At 70.9% G+C, this 17,664-nt stretch carries 12 protein-coding genes; 1 reads left to right on the top strand and 11 read right to left on the bottom strand.

The annotated features are described in order from the left end of the window. Nucleotides 1-42 precede the first annotated feature (42 nt). The 9 genes from HWX03_RS28450 to HWX03_RS28410 form a co-directional block, all read right to left on the bottom strand. Complete coding sequence (locus HWX03_RS28450; protein ID WP_175873550.1) at nt 43-939, bottom strand: MBL fold metallo-hydrolase; 897 nt, start codon at nt 937-939, stop codon at nt 43-45. A 5-nt stretch (nt 940-944) separates the two neighbouring features. Beyond that, nucleotides 945-1,943, bottom strand: coding sequence for a ketoacyl-ACP synthase III (locus HWX03_RS28445; protein ID WP_174434865.1), 999 nt, complete (start codon nt 1,941-1,943; stop codon nt 945-947). Next, on the bottom strand, nt 1,940-3,049 hold the full coding sequence (locus tag HWX03_RS28440) for a 3-oxoacyl-ACP synthase III family protein (protein WP_175873549.1): 1,110 nt from the start codon (nt 3,047-3,049) through the stop codon (nt 1,940-1,942). Before HWX03_RS28440 ends, HWX03_RS28445 begins: the two co-directional genes overlap by 4 nt. After that, nucleotides 3,049-3,954, bottom strand: coding sequence for a hypothetical protein (locus HWX03_RS28435; RefSeq protein WP_174434863.1), 906 nt, complete (start codon nt 3,952-3,954; stop codon nt 3,049-3,051). The genes HWX03_RS28440 and HWX03_RS28435 overlap by 1 nt, the downstream gene beginning before the upstream one ends. Continuing rightward, on the bottom strand, nt 3,951-5,609 hold the full coding sequence (locus HWX03_RS28430; protein WP_174434862.1) for an AMP-binding protein: 1,659 nt from the start codon (nt 5,607-5,609) through the stop codon (nt 3,951-3,953). Before HWX03_RS28430 ends, HWX03_RS28435 begins: the two co-directional genes overlap by 4 nt. A gap of 508 nt (nt 5,610-6,117) precedes the next feature. Further along, entirely contained in the window at nt 6,118-9,243 is a 3,126-nt protein-coding gene (locus HWX03_RS28425; RefSeq protein ID WP_175873548.1) for an efflux RND transporter permease subunit, read from the bottom strand. Then, complete coding sequence (locus tag HWX03_RS28420; RefSeq protein WP_175873547.1) at nt 9,240-10,529, bottom strand: efflux RND transporter periplasmic adaptor subunit; 1,290 nt, start codon at nt 10,527-10,529, stop codon at nt 9,240-9,242. Before HWX03_RS28420 ends, HWX03_RS28425 begins: the two co-directional genes overlap by 4 nt. Then, nucleotides 10,526-12,106, bottom strand: a complete 1,581-nt coding sequence (locus HWX03_RS28415; protein WP_175873546.1) for an efflux transporter outer membrane subunit — start codon at nt 12,104-12,106, stop codon at nt 10,526-10,528. The genes HWX03_RS28420 and HWX03_RS28415 overlap by 4 nt, the downstream gene beginning before the upstream one ends. Continuing rightward, nucleotides 12,106-13,968 carry an amino acid adenylation domain-containing protein gene (locus tag HWX03_RS28410; RefSeq protein ID WP_244132801.1) on the bottom strand — a complete coding sequence of 621 codons (1,863 nt, stop codon included), beginning with the start codon at nt 13,966-13,968 and terminating at the stop codon, nt 12,106-12,108. Before HWX03_RS28410 ends, HWX03_RS28415 begins: the two co-directional genes overlap by 1 nt. A gap of 399 nt (nt 13,969-14,367) precedes the next feature. On the opposite strand from HWX03_RS28410, the gene HWX03_RS28405 reads away from it, so the two are divergent. Further along, a complete protein-coding gene (locus HWX03_RS28405) occupies nt 14,368-15,225 on the top strand; it encodes a LuxR C-terminal-related transcriptional regulator (RefSeq protein WP_175873544.1) in 858 nt (285 codons plus the stop codon). Nucleotides 15,226-15,415: 190 nt separating this feature from the next. Here HWX03_RS28405 and HWX03_RS28400 read toward each other — a convergent pair whose 3' ends face one another. Both HWX03_RS28400 and HWX03_RS28395 read right to left on the bottom strand, forming a co-directional pair. Then, nucleotides 15,416-16,621 (bottom strand): alpha/beta hydrolase, encoded by a 1,206-nt coding sequence (locus tag HWX03_RS28400; RefSeq protein WP_174429638.1) that lies wholly within the window; start codon nt 16,619-16,621, stop codon nt 15,416-15,418. A 175-nt stretch (nt 16,622-16,796) separates the two neighbouring features. Beyond that, nucleotides 16,797-17,621, bottom strand: a complete 825-nt coding sequence (locus HWX03_RS28395) for a helix-turn-helix transcriptional regulator (RefSeq protein ID WP_175873543.1) — start codon at nt 17,619-17,621, stop codon at nt 16,797-16,799. Between the last annotated feature and the right edge of the window lie 43 nt (nt 17,622-17,664).

Below are 17,664 nucleotides of genomic sequence, written 5' to 3'. Positions count from 1 at the left end.
GGCCGGCGCCCATGCGTTGCTGCGGCGGGAATCCCGATGTGGCTATTCGGCGCGATGGAACAGATCGATCATGCGCACCATGCTGTTGAGATGCAGCGCGCGCGGCACCACTCTTTCGCTCCTTGCCGCGTAACGCGCCGTCCATGCGTGGGCCAGCTCGTGCGCGGCGGCGGCATGGCCGCGCACGGCGCGCGCATCGCCCTGGCGCGCGTCGAGGCAGGCGCGCGCATGCCGCACGGCCGATCGGGCGAGCTCGCCCGTGAGGATGCCGTGGTGCCCCAGCGCGAGCCGCGATGCCTCTAGCTGCTCGATGACGTCCAGCGAGTGCCGGTACGCGAACAGGTCCTGAAAGACCAGCGGCAACCAGGTGGTGGCGCCGTGAAACTCGCCGAGGGCATCCGACACGAAACCGATGTCCAGTTGCGGGCAGTAGTAGCCGAACTGGCAGCGGCTGTGGCCCGGGAGCGCGATCGCCTCGATCTCCATGCCGCCGCCGATGTCGAGCCGCTTGCCCGGATTGACGGGATAGAACGGCAGCTCGGGCAACGCGGTGAAATCGATATCGTCGGGGGGCTCCCAGGACTGCGATGCGTGCGCGTCGAGCTGCCGGATGGTTCGGCAGGCCGACGGGCTCTGGAACGCATCGAAGGTGTCGGGCGAACCGGATACGTGGACCCACGGCATGCGCGACTTGAGCGTCGTCAGCAGGCTGCAATGGTCGTAGTGCGAGTGGGTGACGAACCAGTAGCGCAGATGCCGGATGCCGCCGAAGTCCCGCAGCACATCATGAAGCTGCCGCCACACGAGCGCCGTCATGCCGCTCAGGCCGCCCTCGATCAGCGTCGCGGCCTCGTCGTTGACGATCACGTACAGCGGCACGTCCGCCGTGCCGACGAGCGCCAGCCGCGCATCGATCCACCCGGGGGAATCGTTCAGCATGTCGTTCAGCTCCGATAGAGGGCGCAGGCCCACGTCGCGCCCGCGCCGTAGGTCACCAGCAGGTTGAGCTGCCCGGCCGGCATGCGGCCTTGCTCGCGCGCGAGCGACAGCGCGACCGGAAACGCCGCGCTCGCCATGTTGCCCAGCTGGTCGACGGAAATCATGCAGCGCTCGCGGGGCAGCCCGAGTTGCCCGATGACCGCGTCGAGGATGCGCAGGTTCGGCTGGTGCGGCACGACCAGGCCGATATCCGCGATCGTCAGCCGATGCTTGTCGAGCATCTGCCGGCACGCGTCAACGATCCGCCGCGTCGCGTCTTCGAACATCGGCCCGCCCTTCATCCGGAAATGGTGCCGGCCGGCCGCGATGTCGTCGCCGTCGATGAAGCGCGGGCGGCGCGCACCCGGCGCCTCGGTGATCAGCAGGTCGAACTGGGTGCCGTCGGCGCCGAGCGACAGGTCGACCAGCCCGCGCGCCGGGTCGTCCGTCGCCTGCAGCAGCAGCGCGGCGGCGCCGTCGCTCAGCAGGATCGACAGGTTGCGGCCGGCGTTGCTGGTGTCGATCCGCCGCGACAGGGCCTCGGCACAAATCAGCAGCACGTTGCGATACAGGCCGCTCGCGAGGAAATGGCGCGCGATCTCGATCCCGTAGAGCCCGCCGCTGCATTGCGCGCGGATGTCGAAGCACGGCACCTCCCGCAAGCCGAGCCGGGGCTGGATGTAGCACGCTTGCGACGGATCGTGATGATCCGGCGACAGCGTGTTGACGATCAGCAGGTCGACGTCGTGCGGCGTCACGCCGGCATCGGCCATCGCCCGTTGCGCGGCCGGGCACGCGAGATCCGCCAGGTGCTGACCGGGGGCGAGATAGCGTCGCGCCACGACGCCGGTGCGCTCGCGAATGAACGCGTCGCTGGTGTCGATCATGCCGGCGACTTCGTCGTTGCCGACGATCCGGTCCGGCAGCGCGTGGCCCATGCCGGCGATCACGAGTCGGGTGCTCATGCCCGCACCTCCTGTTCGGTCAGGGCGGCGACGGCGTCTTGCGCATCTGTCACGACGGTTTCGCCCCAGCGCCACAATTGCGCGCCGAAGCCCCAGCCGGCGCCCGCGCCAGCCAGCACCACCGTCGATCCCGGCCGAATCACGCCCTGCCGGATCGACTCGTAGAGCGCAAACGGCACGGCGGCCGACACGAGGCACGCGCAATCGGCCACGCGTATCACGTACTGGTCCGGCTTGAGCCCGAGCCGCTGCGCCCATGAGCGCACCAGCAGCGCCGACGGCTGGTGGAACACCATCGCATCGACGTCGGCGACGCCGATCCCGCTCCGGTGCAACAGCCGCTCGACGATATCGGGAATGGCGACGGGCATGAAACGCGAGATCGCCTCCTGCGCCTCGGGCTTGAGCGTGAAATACGCACCGAACGGGTTGTCGGGGTCGCTCGCCGCGGCGTCGTCCGCCGTGGCCCGGGCGTTGCGCCACTGGATCGTCGCGAGGTCGTAGCGCGTTCCATCGCTGTGATACGCGGCATCCAGCCAATCGGCGCCGTCGGGATCGGCCGGCTCGGCGACGAGCACGGCCGCGGCCGCACCGTCGCCGAAGTTCGTCGACGACTTGGTGGCGTAGTCGACCACCGCCGACATGCGCTCCGACGAGCACACCAGCGCGCGCTTCACCCGCCCCTGCTTGATGAGGTTGGCGGCGAGCTGCAGTTGCAGCACGAAGCTCGCGCATTCCATCTCGACGTCGGCGTCGAGCGCCCGCGTGGCGCCGAGCCGGTCGCGCAGCGCACGCGCCAGCCGTGGCGCGAAACGGCGCCGGCCGTCGGCGTGCGTGACGAACGGCGACGTCATGTTGAACAGCACCAGGTCGAGTTCGGCGGGCGCCACGCCGGCGCGGGCGAGCGCGTCGCGCGCCGTGCGCTCGGCCAGCGCAAGCTCGGATTCGCCGGCATCGGCATCGATCATGTAGCGCGATTCGATGCCCCAGAATTGCCACCATTGCGCCGGAATGGGCTCGACGCCCGCGAACACGGGATCGTCGTTGCGGACCTGGCGTGCCGGCAGGCGGCAGGCGAGACTTGCGATTCGGACATTGTGTGCCATCAGACCTCCATCGTGCTGCACGCGATGCGCGGCCTGAACGGATCCAGCGTCATGGCGACCACCGTCCGTTCATCGTCACGCAACGACATTGAATCCGCGACGCGTGACGCGAGCCACGCGGGCAGCTGGAACGAATTCGGGATGTCCGCGGTGTCCGCCTTGTCCGTCGGACCGGCGCCGACCTCGATGCGGAAATCGCCCGCCGCGCCGGCGGCGATCGACGGCCATCCGCTCATCCACGATTCGCAAAACAGCCTGGCGGCGGGCCGGTCGATGCGGCTTCGCACCTCGTCGACCATCGCGCGCACCGCGGCGGCCGCATCGACCGGTTCGACGTCGAATCGACCGGTGACGGGATCGAACCGGCTCTCGAACCGGGCCAGCGACAGCGCGCCGTTCACGCGCCGCGCGGGCAGCGCGTCGAGCGTCGCGAACGGGGGCGAGTCGAGGTCCGCGTAACGGCTGAAATAGCCGCGGTCGTGGCCGGAAGGCGTCAGGACGATCGCCCCCGCGCCGTCGGCGAAGCCGCTCGCGGCGACCTGCTCGACATCCGCGAGCGCTTCCGCGCGAACGACGAGCGCGCGTCGATAGCCGAGCTGCCGGCAATGGCTCTGCGCAAGATCGAGGGCGAGTGTCCAGTCCGCGTCGAGCAGGTCGAACACGGCCGCATGGCGCGCACGCAGGTCGCGTTGCACCGGATGCGCCAGCCGCGGCCCGGCGATCTCCGGCGCGTCCGCCATCCGGCTGGGCGAAATCGACAGGCTGACGATCAGATCCAGTTCCGACGGCAGGCAACCGGCTTGCAGCAGCGCCTGCCGGGCGGCCTTGACCGCGTAATCGTTGGCAAAGGGTTGTGCTGCGGTCGCTGCGCCCGGCAGCGCCACCGCGGCTCCAAGAATTTTCATAAGGCGATGAGCTCGTTTCGGTCGGTGTGATTCGGCGCACGCAGCGCGCCATTGGGCTCGTGCCTGAGTGCGGCGCGCTGCAACTTGCCCGATCCGTTGCGCGGCAGGCCGCCGGCGTGGTACGCGACGCGATGCGGGCATTTGTACGACGCGATCACGCCCTTGACGTGCTGCTGCAACTGCGTCGTCAACGCGTCCGAGCCCTCGATGCCCGGTTGCAGCACGACGTGCGCGCAGATGAGCGTGCCGCCCCATTCGTCGATCTGCCCGACGACCGCGCATTCGGCGACATCGGGATGGCGCAGCAGCGCTTGCTCCACTTCGCCGGGCGACACCGTGTAGCCGGAGGTGATGATCATGTCGTCCGCGCGGGCCTGATAGAACAGATAGCCCTCCTCGTCCAGGTAGGCGGCGTCCCCCGTCAGGTTCCAGCCGTGCTTGACGTAGTCGCGTTGCCGCGCGTCGTTCAGGTAGCGGCACCCGGTCGGCCCCTGCACGGCCAGCAAGCCGATCTGGTTGGGCGGCAGGCATCGGCCCTGCTCGTCCAGGATCGCCAGGCGGTAGCCGGGCACCGCCTGGCCGAGCGTGCCGGCCTTCGACGCGGTGTCGCCGGTCGACGCGAAGATATGCAGCATCTCGGTCGCCCCGATCCCGTCGATCAGGTGCATGCCGGTCCGCGCGTGCCATGCGTCGCGCGTCCAGAGCGGCAGCGCTTCGCCGGCCGCCACGCATTTGCGCAGCGACGACACGTCGTGATCGTCGAGATGGTCGAGCATGACCCGATAGGCCGCCGGCGCCGTAAACAGGATGCTGACCCGGTGCCGGGCGACGGCCGCGAGCAGGCGTTCCGGGTTCGCCTTCGGCAACAGCACGACGCTCGCGCCGACGCTGACCGGAAACAGCAGCAGCGCGCCGAGGCCGAACGTGAACGCGAGCGGCGGCGACCCGCAGAAGACGTCGTCGGCGGTGGGCTTCAGCACGTGCTGCGGAAAGCAGTGGCAGGCCGCCATCACGTCGCGATGGAAATGGACGGTTGCCTTCGGCTCCCCGGTCGTTCCCGACGTGAACGCGATGAGGCACGGGTCGTCCGCGCGTGTCTCGGCGGCCGTGAATGCGGCGGGATAGGCGTCGAGCCAGCGGTCACCCGGATCAGCGTCCTGAGTGTCGTAGCGCCGCACATCCCCACGCCATTGCATGCGCGCCATCGCGGCGTCGAGTTCGGCCGCCAGCGCAGCTTCGCAGATCGCGTGCGTGACCTTGGCCCGGTCGATGACGGTCGACAGTTCGCCCGCGCGCAGCTTCGGCATCGTCGTGACGACCACGCCGCCCGCCTTGACCACGCCGAACCACGCCGCGGCGAGGAACGGGTGGTTGGTGCCGTGCAGCAGCACCCGGTTGCCGGCCACCAGGCCGGCATCGTGGACCAGCATGTTGGCGATCCGGTTGCTCGTATCGCGCAATTCGCGATACGACCACGTCACGCCCGATTCGGTCCTGATCGCGACGCGATCCGCCCAGCCCCGTTCCTCGACTGCGGCATCCAGCAGCGCGGCGGCACAATTGAGAAATGGCGGAAACTGCAGCCCCGGCAAATCAACGAGGAATGTCGGCCAATCCTCGATCGGGGGCAAGTTCGCGCGGCAAAAGTCGTCCATTGTCAGCGCTCGCAAAAGTGTGAATTCAAAGTCCGCGATTACGGCATGGCACCGGCCGGGCACGATGCCCGCACCCGTCCCGTGCAGCCTGAATCGCGATGGCAAAAGGGTGTTGTCGAAGCAGCAGGCGTGTGTCATCGCCGAGCGACGCAGTGCGCGCCCGGTCGATCACATGACGGCCCGTTGATTCAACTGCAGGTATTCCGGCGCACTTTTCTCGAAAGGCAAACAGGCACGAGGAAAGCAATTCAATCAATTCACCCAAACGCAACAAACCAAGTATTCCGAATTATTTATTAAACAATTTAGAAATCGAAGTAATCGTGTCGAAAGCTTGGCGGCATTCTAAATGCGCGCCGCGTACGAAGCTAGATGGAACGTTAAAATCTTTGCGTGAAACCAATACCATTTAAATCAAAACATTTACGAATCGCATTACTGAATTAAATTATTTACCAAAGCTGAAACAAAGATCGATCGATCGGCCGTTTCGCAAGATTCTTCTCATCTACTGCACACGGTCTCGTGACACGGCAAGGCCGGGCGCGCGCTCGCCGTGAGCGTCGCGCTCGTCCGGATGGTCCGCGCCTTCACGCCCCCCTCCATGCGCCGCGTCGCCCGCACGCGACGCGAGCCGCCGCGCGAGCCGCGCCTGCAGCGCATCGAGCAGCACGAACGCGACGGGCACGAGCAGCAGGCTCAGCGCGGTCGACGTGACGAGGCCGCCGATCACGGTGATCGCCATCGTCGAGCGGAACACGTCGCCCTGTGCGTCGAACGCAAGCGGCAACAGCCCGCCCATCATCGCGAACGTCGTCATCACGATCGGCCGCGCGCGCTTGCGGCAGGCGTCGACGATCGCGTCGATGCGCGACAGCCGCTGCCGCTCGCGCGCGACGAGCACGTACTGCACGAGCAGGATCGAGTTCTTCGTGCACAGGCCCATCAGCATCAGCAGGCCGACGAGCGACGCCAGCGACAGGCTGAGCCCGCTCAGCGCGAGCGTCGCCGCTGCGCCGCCGAGCGACAGCGGCAGCGCGACGAGCACCGTCGCCGGCAGCACGAAGCCCCCGAACAGCAGCACGAGGATGCCGTACACGCACGCGAGGCCGAACAGCATCGCGTAATAGAAGCCGCCGAACAGCTCGTCGAGCGATTCCGCGTCGCCGCTGGCGCTGCGGCGCACGCCGACCGGCAGGTCGCGCAGCGCCGGCAGCCGGTCGACCTGCGCGATCACGTCGCCGAGCGGTCGGTCGGCGAGCCCGACGTCGAGCGTCACGTAGCGCTCGCCGTCGCGACGGTCGATCTGCGCGGGCTCGCTGTCATCGACCAGGCGCGCGACGCTCGCGAGCGGCACGCTGCCGTCGCGCGCCGGCACCGGCAGCCGCGACAGCCAGTCGCCCGCGCCGTCCGCCGCATGCACGCGCACCGGCACCTGCCTGCCGCCGACGTCGAGCCGCGGCAGGCGCTCGGGCGTGTCGCCCGCGGTCGCCACCCGCAGCGCGTCGGCCGCCGCGTCGCGCGTGACGCCGAGCGCGGCGGCGCGCGGCCCGTCGAGCACGACGGCGAGCGCCGGCCGGCGCGAAGCCGCCGTCGAGGCGACCGCGCCGAGCCCGGGCGCCGCGCGCAGCGCGCGCTCGACACGGCGCGCGGTGTCGTCGAGCAGGCCGCCGTCGCGGCTCGACAGCACGATCGACACCACCTTGTCCGTCTGCTTGTCGCCGACCGTGAAGCGCACGCCCGGCACCGCGGCGAAGCGGCGCGCGAGCTCGGCCTCGACCTGCGCCTGCGAGCGCGCACGCGACGCGGGCGGCGTCAGCGCGAACGTCAGCACGGCCGCATCGGTTGCGTCGCCCGCCGCGCCGCGCTCGCCGATCGTCGTGTACACCGACGCGATCTCGGCCATGCCCACGGCTGCGCGCCGCGCGGCCTCGGCGGCGGCTCGCGTCGCGTCGAGATCGCTGCCGGGCGGCGCCTGCACGCCGACGACGATCTCCGCGCGATCCTGCGCCGGCAGGAACGCCTTCGGCAGCGCCGCGAGCGCCACCAGCGACGCGCAGACGAATGCCGCGCCGACCAGCAGGCAGCGCCACGGCCGCGCGACGCACCACCGCACGCACGCGAGATAGCCGCGCATCGCGCGGCCGTCGTCGTGCGGCGGCGGCGCGCGGCGCAGCCCGTACGCGGCCATCATCGGCGTGAGCATCCGCGCGACCGCCAGCGACGCGAGCACGGCCGCCGCCGCGGTCCAGCCGAACTGCTTGAAGTAGCGGCCGATCGCGCCGCTCATGAACGCGGTCGGCAGGAACACCGCGACGAGCGTGAGCGACGTCGCGATCACCGCGACGCCGATTTCGCGTGCGCCGTCGAGCGCGGCGACGCGCGGCGGCTTGCCGTCGCCGAGGTGGCGCGCGATGTTCTCGACTTCGACGATCGCGTCGTCGACGAGCACGCCGATCACGAGAATCAGCGCGAGCATCGTGAGCTGGTTGAGCGAGAAACCGAGCCACGCCATCGCGAGAAACGCGGGCAGAATCGACAGCGGCAGCGCCGACGCCGACACGAGCGTCGCGCGCCAGTCGCGCAGGAACAGCCACACGATCACGACGGCCAGCACGCAGCCCTCGTACAACGCGGACATCGCGCCGTCGAACACGCGCTGGATCGGCTCGACGTAGTCCGCCACGGCGCGCACCTCGACGCCCGGGTGCGCGCGCCGCAGCCGCTCGATCGCGTCGCGCACGCCCTGCGCGACGCGCACTTCGTCCGCGCCCGGCGCCTGCATCACCTGCACGCCGATCACCGGCCGGCCGTCGAGCAGCGCTGCCTGCGTCGGGCTCGCGGTCGCGTCGCGGATCGTCGCGAGATCGGCGAGCGTCGCGCGCCGGCCGTCGCCCAGCGCCAGGTCGAACGCACCGAGCGCCGCAACGCCCGAGGCCGCCTGCGCCATCCGCACCGACTGCGCGCGGCCGTCGATATCGACGCGCGCGGCGGGCGCATCCGCGAGGCGCGCGCGCACCTGCTTCGCGACGTCGCCCGCATCGATGCGCAACCCCTGCAGCGCGACGGGATTCAACGCGACGTCGATCTGCCGGTCCACGCCGCCTTGCCGCACGACCCGCGCGACACCCGGCACCGCGCGCAGCGCCTTGCTCAGCGTCGAATCGACGAACCACGACAGATCCACCGGATCGAGCCGCGCCGACGACACCGCATAGACGAGCAGCACGCGCTCCATCCGCTCTTGCGCGACGACCGGTTCCGGCAGGTCCGGCGGCAGCTGGCCGCGCACGCGGCCGACGGCGGCGCGCACGCGCTCGAGCGCGTCGCGCGGATCGGCCTCGAGCGCGAACTGGACCGTCGTGTGCGAGCGGCCGTCCGTCACGCGCGACAGCACGCGCTTGACCGCGCCGAGCCCGGCCACGCCCTGCTCGATCGGCCGCGTCACGTCGCGCTCGAGCTGCGACGGCGTCGCGCCGGGCAGGCTCGCGTCGATCGCGATGACGGGCGCATCGACGCTCGGCAACTCGGCGACCGGCAACGCGCGAAAGCCCAGCGCGCCGCCGATGCACAGCAGCGCGAACAGCAGGATCGTCGGCAGCGGCCGGCGCACCGACCATTCGAGAAAGTTCATCGCGCGCCCTCGTTTCCTGCGACGCGCACGGGTGCAGATGCCGATGCAGATGCGGGTGCGGGCCGCTTTGCGGCGGCCGGCTCACCGTGCTCACCGTGCTGGCCGGCGTCGCCGCCCGCGACGATCGTCACCGCGTCGCCTTCGTCGAGCAATCCCGCGCCCGACGCGACGACGCGCGCGTCCGGCCGCAAGCCCGCGAGCACCTCGACGCGCCCATCCTGCGCACGGCCGCGCACGAGCTTGACCGGGTGGACGCGCTGGCGCGCGTCGACCGTCCACGCGTAATGAAAGCCGTCGCGCGCGACCACCGCCGCGTCGGGCAGCGTGAGCGCGCGCGTGCGCCCCGTCACGATCGCACCGGACGCGAAGCCGCCCGCCTGCAAGCCGGCGTCCGCCGGCAGGTCGACGTAGACGATGCCCGCGAGCGTCGCCTTGTCGAGCACGGGCGCCACCTGGCGCACGACGCCGCGCGCGGTGCCGCCGTCTGCGCGCGCGAGTTCGACGGGCTGCCCCGGGCGAACCGCGGCAAGCGCGCTCGCGCCCAGTTGCGCACGCCACTCGAGCCGGCCGCCGCGGATCAGCGTGAACAGCGTCGCGCCGGCGGCGGGCACCGCGCCCTCGATCGCCTTGCTGGCCGCGATCACGCCGTCGTCGGGCGCGCGCACGACCGCGCGGCGCAGTTGCAGCTCGACGCCCGCGAGACGCGCACGCGCGCCGGCCAGTTGGGCGACGCTCACCTTCTGCTGCGTTTGGGCCTTGATCAGCTCCTGCCGGCTGATCGAGCCGGTTTCGTCGAGGGTCCTGGCGCCGTCGAGCTGCGCGCTCGCCTGCGCGAGCCGCGCATTCGCCTCGGCGACGGCCGCGTCGGCGTCGGCACGCTTCACCGCGAGGCCGGCCGTGTCGAACCGCGCCAGCACCTGTCCCTTGCGGACCCGGTCGCCGACGCGCGCATCGACGACCGCGAGCGGCAGCTCGCCCGGCGCCGTCAGCTCGATCTCGTCATAGGCGGCAATGGCGCCGCTCGCCTCTTCGCGCGCCTCCCAGTCCCGCACGTCGGGCGCGACGAGGCGCACGCCGAGCGCGGCGTGACCGGCGCTGGCGGCATCGGACGAATCGCCGGTTCGGGGCGCGGCCGCGCTTGTGCCCGCATCTGTGCCCGCGTTCTTGCCCGGGTGAGCGGCCGAATCGGCCGACGGCGCGCTCGGCTGCGACGGTCCGCATCCGCCCGCGAGCATCGCGACAACGATCGCCAGCGCCGCCGCGCGCGTGGTATGCCGGCCGTTCATCGCGCCGCCTCGCTCGCGACCCGCGTGCCGCTCGCTGTGTGCCCATCGCTCGCAGCGGGCGCCTCGCCCGTCGCCTGCCCCTCCGTCGCCGCCGGCGCAGCGTGCGCCGCATCCGCCCGGGCGTGCCCGTCGTCCGCTGCGCCGCCCGCCTGCCAACCGCCGCCGACCGCGCGGTACAGCGCGACCCACGCCTGCGCGCGCTCGAGCCGCGCGGACGCGACCGACTGCCGGCTCGTCACGTACTGCCGGCGCGCGGTCTCGACTTCGAGCACGTCGCTCGAGCCCACGCGAAACCGCCGCTCGACGGTCTGCGCGTAGCGCTTGTAGTTCTCCTGCGCGACGAGCGCGGCCCGTTCACGCCCGACCGATGCCTCGACCCGCACCAACGCGTTTTCGACTTCCATCACCGCCTGCCTGACCTTTCGTTTGTAGTTTGCGAGCGCCTCGTCGTAGCGCCCGCGCGCACCTTCGACGCGCGCCGCGCCGGTGCCGCCGTCGAACAGCGGCAGCGTGAGCGTCGGGCCGAACATCCACGGCCGCAGCGTCAACGACTGGCCGCCGCCGGCCTGATAGCGGTCGATCTCGATCGAGCCGGACAGCGACACCGACGGCAGGCGCGCCGCGATCGCCGCGCCGATCTCCGCATTGGCCGCCGCCAGCGTGCGCTCCGACGCACGCACGTCGGGCCGCTGCTCGATCGTGCGCGCCGGCAGCGCGTCGAGCGCCCCGCCGCGCGGCTCGGGCACCTTCGCGTAGCCCGCCGCGAGCCGCGTGTCGAGCGCATCGCGCGACAGGCCGGTCAACGCGACGAGCTCGTTGCGGTCCGCCTCGCACTCGGCGCGCTGGCGCGCCAGCACGTCTTCGCCTTCCGCGAGCGACGCCTGCGGCAGCGTCGCATCCGCCGGCGACAGGAAGCCGGCCGTGACGCGCTGCCGCGTCACCGCGTCCGTCGCGGCGCGCGAGCGCTGCTCGTCCTCGTGCGCGGTGACGAGCGATTCGCACGCGCGCGTGCGGAAATACGCGTCGGCCACGTCGGCCGCGACGCTCACGCGCGCGTCATGCCATTCGCCGACGCGCGAGGCGACGCGCGCATCGTCGGCCTGCAGCCCGCGCCGCGCCTTGCCGAACAGATCGAGTTCCCACGATGCTTGCAGGCCCGCGCGCGACGTGTCGAGCTCGCCGCTCTGCACCGACGTCGACTGGCTGACGTCGTTCGACGTGACCGCCTGCGTATTCGCGTTCGACCGGTTGAACGACGCGATGCCGTCGAGTTTCGGCAGCAGGCCGGCCACGCTGGTCGCGCGGCTCGCCCGCGCCTGCCGTATCCGCGCGAGCGCCGCGTCGATCGTCGGGCTGTCCGCCTGCGCCGCGTCGATCAGCGCCGTCAGCGCCGGATCGTCGAACTGCCGCCACCAGTGCGCGAGCGCGACGACGCTGCCGTCATGCGGCAGCGTCGCGTGCCACGCGGCAGGGATCTTCAGCGACGCCGCGTCGGGCGGCCGGTACGTCGGCCCGAGCATGCAGCCGGGCAGGATGACGAGCAGCGCAACGAGCGACGCACACGACGTGACGCGCATCAGGAAGCCTGAACCGGCGCATCGTCGCGACGCGACCGGATGAAGCCCGCGAGCGCCGCGGCCGTCGCGCCGCGCTGGAGCGCGCCGAGCTCGAACTCGACGCCATAACGCGATTTCAGTTCGACGAACGAGCGAATCAGCGCGAGCGACGTGCCGCCGAACCCGAAGAAATCGTCGTCCGGCCCGATGCCCTTGAGCCCGATCCGCTCGCGCCACACCTGCAGCACGGCGGCCAGCTCGTCGGTGCGCGGCGCGTCCGCGTCCGGTTGCGCGGCCGGCCCCCACGCCGCCGTTTCGGGCGCGGGCAGCGCGCGCTTGTCGATCTTGCCGTGCGCGGTCAGCGGCAGCGCGGCCAGCACGACGTAGGCCGACGGCCGCATGTGATCCGGCAGATGCGCGGCCGCGCGCGCCTTCAGGCCGGCGATCGTCGCGTCGGTCGTGCGCTGCGCATCGTGCGCCGGCACGACGTACGCGACGAGCCGGCAATCGCCGTCGCCGTAGTCGTGGCCGCCCACGTGGCACGCGTCCAGCCCCCCGCCCTGCATCAGCGTCGCCTCGATCTCGCCGGGTTCGATCCGGAAGCCGCGAATCTTCAGTTGCTCGTCGGCGCGGCCGACGTACACGTATTCGCCGTCCTCGCCGCGCCGTGCGAGGTCGCCCGTCCGGTACGCACGCAGCGGCTCGCCCGTCTGCGGGCAGCGCAGTTGCACGAAGCGCGCCGCGGTCAGTTCGGGCCGGTTCAGGTAGCCGCGCGCGACGCCCTCGCCCTCGACGTAGAGCTCGCCTGTCGCGCCGTCGGCGACGGGCCGCCCGTGCGCGTCGAGCAGGTGCAGCCGCAGATGCGGCAGCGGCAGGCCGATCGGGCTTGCCGCCGCCTGCGTGTCGCGTGGCGTGATCCGCTTGAACGACACGTGCACGGTCGTCTCGGTGATGCCGTACATGTTGATGAGCTGCGCATGCGCGTCGCCGTGGCGCGCGAGCCACGGCGCGACCAGCGACGGCGGCAGCGCTTCGCCGCCGAAGATCACGTAGCGCAGCGCGAGCGGGACGGCCGCGCCGCGATCGACCGCATCGAGTTGCCGGAACGCCGACGGCGTCTGGTTGAGGATCGTCACGCGGTGGTGCGCGAGCCAGCGGTGGAATGCGGCCGGCTCCCGCGACACCGGGTACGGCACGACGGCGACCTGCGCGCCGGTCAACCACGCGCCCCACACTTCCCACACCGAGAAGTCGAAGCCGATCGAGTGGAACAGCGACCACACGTCGGACGCGTCGAATTCGAACCATGCGCGGGCCTGCTCGACCAGATGCAGCACGTTGCGATGCTCGACCATCACGCCCTTCGGCTTGCCGGTCGAGCCCGACGTGTAGATCACGTAGGCGAGATCGTCCGGGCTCGATTCAGGATCGACGTAGCCGTCCCCGGGCGCGCTCGCCGCGAGCGCGGGCAGCATCGCGTCGAGGGCGATCGCGCGCACGTTCGCGAGGTTCTCGCCGGATACCCGCTCGAGCGTGTCGGACGTGCAGACGACGACTTCGACGCCGCTGTCCGCGACGACATGCGCGATGCGTTCGCGCGGATAGGCCGGATCGATCGGCAGATAGGCGCCGCCCGCCTTCAGGATGCCGAGCAGCGCGACGAGCATGTCGACGCCGCGCGTCATGTAGAGGCCGACGAGCGCGCCGCGCGCGACGCCCCGTTCGCGCAGCTCGCGCGCGAACGCCGACGCCAGGTGGTCGAGTTCCGCATAGGTCAGCCGCCGCGTCTCGTCGGACGCCGCGATGCGCGCGGGGAATTCGCGCGCACGCTGGCCGAACGCGTGATGCAGCGAGCGGCCGTCCGGACGACGGCGCTCCGTCACGCGAGGGTCGCCTCGGGTCGATTCGGAAACGTGCACAGCAATCCCCCTTTTCAACGAACGGCGGAGCGCCCGGACGGGCGACCGCATCAGGCACCGGATACGCCGATTGAAACATCGGCGCATCGCGCTGTCTGTCGCAGAAAAGTGGGACAGTTGCCCGCGCGGCGGCGCCGCGGCCATGCAGCGCTTGTCCCGGCTATCCGTTACAGACGCCGCTGCGGCCGGGTGTTTAAATCACGTCGGCATCCGCGGGCCCGTTCGCGCTCGTCACGCACGTTCACCCGGCGTTCGCTTCATCCATCGCGGAGCGGGCCACCGCCAGGACAGCGTGCGGTGACATGCTCGTTGCGAACAGGCCCCGGCGCGCAAGCGCCGGTTCAACGTCACCAGGAATGTTTCATGGAGTTCAGCAGACTGTTCACCCACATCGGCGAAGCGATCTCGAGCAGCGGCAGCCGACGCTTTCCCCGGATGATGTACAGCCTGATCTTCGCGGCGGTCCCCGTCGACGGGATCCGCCTGTCGACGCTCGCGGTCGACGGCGATCTCAAGGTGCGCAGCATCGGCGCCGTCGGCGAGACGCTCGCGCACACCGCGCCGTCGAGCGCCGGCTCAGGCAGGCCGTCGACGGCACGGACGGCTTCAGGCGGCAGCCATCTGCATGTCGACGACACGTTTGCCTGCCCCGCCCAGACCCACGCGCTGCTCGAGCGCTTCTTCGATACGCACGACGCGATCGCGCCGCCGCCCGGCCCGCAATTCCATCTCGCGAGCGGCCAGCACGACCACTGCTACCTGATCTCGCTGTATCGCGCGAATGCGTTCGACGATTTCTCGCCGCAGGAGCGGACCTTCCTCAAGGACTTCTCGCGCGTGCTGTTCCCGATCGTCGCGAGCCACGTCGCGGCGCTCGATGCCGACACACCGGCCGCCCGTTCCGCCGCCGACGCGGCCGCGGCGACGCAAACCGGCCGCGAGCGCCTCGCGCGACGGTTCGCCGAGCGGCTGCGGCAAGCGGGCGTCAAGTTGTCGACGCGGGAGATCGAGGCATGCACCGCGCTGCTCTCCGGCGACACGGTGTCCGCCATCGCCCGGCGCTTCGCGCTGCGCGAAAGCACCGTCGAGACCTACCTGAAGCGCGCGGCGGTCAAGCTCGGCTTCGGCGGGCGTCACGGGCTCACCCGCTGGATGCTCGACGAGGCAGGCGACGGCGGCCCGCCCCGGCTCGAACGCGCGTCGCCACTGGTCGGCGTCTGAGAGGACGTTTCAGCAGGCACCACGGCGCTGTTGGCCGCGCGTCGTGCCTGTCGACTTCGACCGATGTGACTTGCGCGACGGGTTGGTCAAGCTCGCCGACGGTCCGGCGTGCCGGCGGCCCCTTTCACGTTCGGATTCCGAAGTTCGCGCCGAACCACCGGCACGTGCGCGCGCCGTGGCGCTTCGCGCATCACGCGTGACCCGCGAAAAACTGCAGCGCGCGCGACGCCGACGGCGCCGCCGCGCGGAACAGCTTCGGATGACTGCCGCCGACCTCGACCTCGAGTCGCGCGCCCGGGATCCTGCCGGCGACGAACACCGATCCGCCGCAATGCGCGACCTCGTCGTCGTCTCCCGCGACGACGAAGGTCGGCACGCCGACACGCGGCAGCAGCGCAAGCGTGTCGACCTTGTTGAGCGCATCGCTCAGCTTCGCGTACCGGTACATCAGTTCCGCATTCGCATACGGATAGAGCGCCGCGTGCGCGATCTCGGCCGGCACGGTCACGAGCGTCGACGGATCGGCGAACATGCGCTGCAGATCCTGCGCGACGTCGCGCCCTTGCGCGGCGGCTTCCATCAGCCATGCGTAGTTGCGCTGATGTTTCGTGCGCAGCGCGTCGTCCGACAGGTTGTAGTCGCCATACCACAGGCTCAGCGACGCCGTCCGCGCCGGCTGCGCGAGCGCCGCCTGCAACGCGACGACGGCGCCGCCGCAGATGCCCATCAGGTGCGCCCGGCCGACGTCGAAACGATCCATCACCGCGAACAGGTCGTCGACCTGCGCGTCGACGTCAGTGCGCGCCGCATCGAACGCGTCGCATGCGCCGAACAGCGTGCGCGTCTCCCAGGTCAGCACGAAGTGGTGCTCGGCGAGCGCATCGAACCAGCGCTGGCACAGGTCGACCGGCATCCCGCACGGCAACGCGAGCACGACCGCGGACTGATCGCGCCGCGCACCCGCATACGCGGACAGCGCGACGCCCGGCTCGCGTGCAATCCGCACGCGCTCGACACCGGCGCCCAGCGCATCGAAATCGAAGTCGTCCACGGCGCGCTGCGCGTCGGCCAGCCGTTCCGGCGTGTCGAAGTGGTCGTACCGGTAGTCGAACGCGGCGCTGATGCGCCGGCTCATCAGCAGTTCGAACGACGAAAGACGCGTGGCGCCGTCGGGATCGAACCGAACGTCGCGCGCGCCGATGCGGGCGAACGCGTGCGCGACGATGCGCTGCGCGTCGTGTGCGCCCGACGCCGGGCGATCCGACGGATCGTCGAACAGACACAGGCGAACGGGCCCCGGCAGGCTCGCGGCGAGATGCCGGAACGCGCGGATCGTGCCGGGTACGCGCAAGTCGAGGGTCGAGTCGTCCAGTACGGCGGCGGTCGAGTGTTGCATGAAGGGATTCCAGGCGATGGATGACGGAAGAGACGTGCCGGCGCTCAGCCCGGCACGTCGATTGAAGCACCGCTGCGCGGCGATGTCTGCAACGGAAAGCCGGGACAACCGCGCGCATTCGGAGCGGCGGCTGCCGCGTCGGCGCGCCCGGCCGGCGCGCGTGCGCCGCCGTCCGTCAGGCTGCCGACGCGTACGGCACGCAATCGTCGATCATCCATTTCGTGAGCCCGTGCCGTCCGCTGATGCCGAGCTTGACCGCCGCGCGCTTGATGTAGGTTTCGATCGTGCTTTCCTTCACGCCGAGCGCGTCGGCCATCTCGCGCAGCATCTTGCCCGCCAGCAGCCCGAGGCACACTTCGCTTTCGCGCGCCGACAGCACGACCGACGCGCGCGCGAGCCGCGCCTCGAACTCGCGGCGCAGCGTCTCGCTCCCCTTTGCACCGGTCGCCGGATCACGCGGCGCCCTGCACGCCGGCGCGCCATGCCGCCGCGTCGACGCATGCCACTCGACGAGCGGCAGCAGCGTATCGGCGAAGTTTTTCAGGAACGACATCTCCTGCAGCGAAAAATCGCGATGCGACAACGTGCGATGCAGCGAGATCACGTAGCGGCGATTGTCCTTGCGCGACACGAGATGGCACTGGAATCCCGCGCCCGTCCCTCGCGGCGGCATCGCGTCGCCGCGCCGCGCGAGCGGGTCGATGTGAATCAACTGCCGATCGCTGGCGGACACGATCCAGCTCACCAGCGGATGCCCGGCCGGGTCGCGCTCGACCTGCTCCGCGGGCGGCACCATCCGCAGGCCGTCGCGGGGCGTACCGGACGCGCCGAGCGATTGCACGTCGACGACCTTGCCCGCCGGTTCGTTGAGCGTCCATTCGGTGATCCCGGTGATCGCGAGCGGAACCGACCCGGCCAGCAGCGCGTGCATGTCGGATGCGAACCGCTCGCTGCCCGCGCTCGAAATCACCTTGCCGAGCTTCGCGAAGACTTCGACCATCTGACTCTCCTTGTAATGCGTGCTTGAAGGCGGCGACGCGACG

Origin of the sequence: Burkholderia sp. BCC0397, assembly GCF_902832865.1 — a bacterium.
Classification (GTDB): domain Bacteria; phylum Pseudomonadota; class Gammaproteobacteria; order Burkholderiales; family Burkholderiaceae; genus Burkholderia.
The sequence above is the reverse complement of the archived record's forward strand: the minus strand, read 5'-3'. Positions and strand labels throughout refer to the sequence as shown.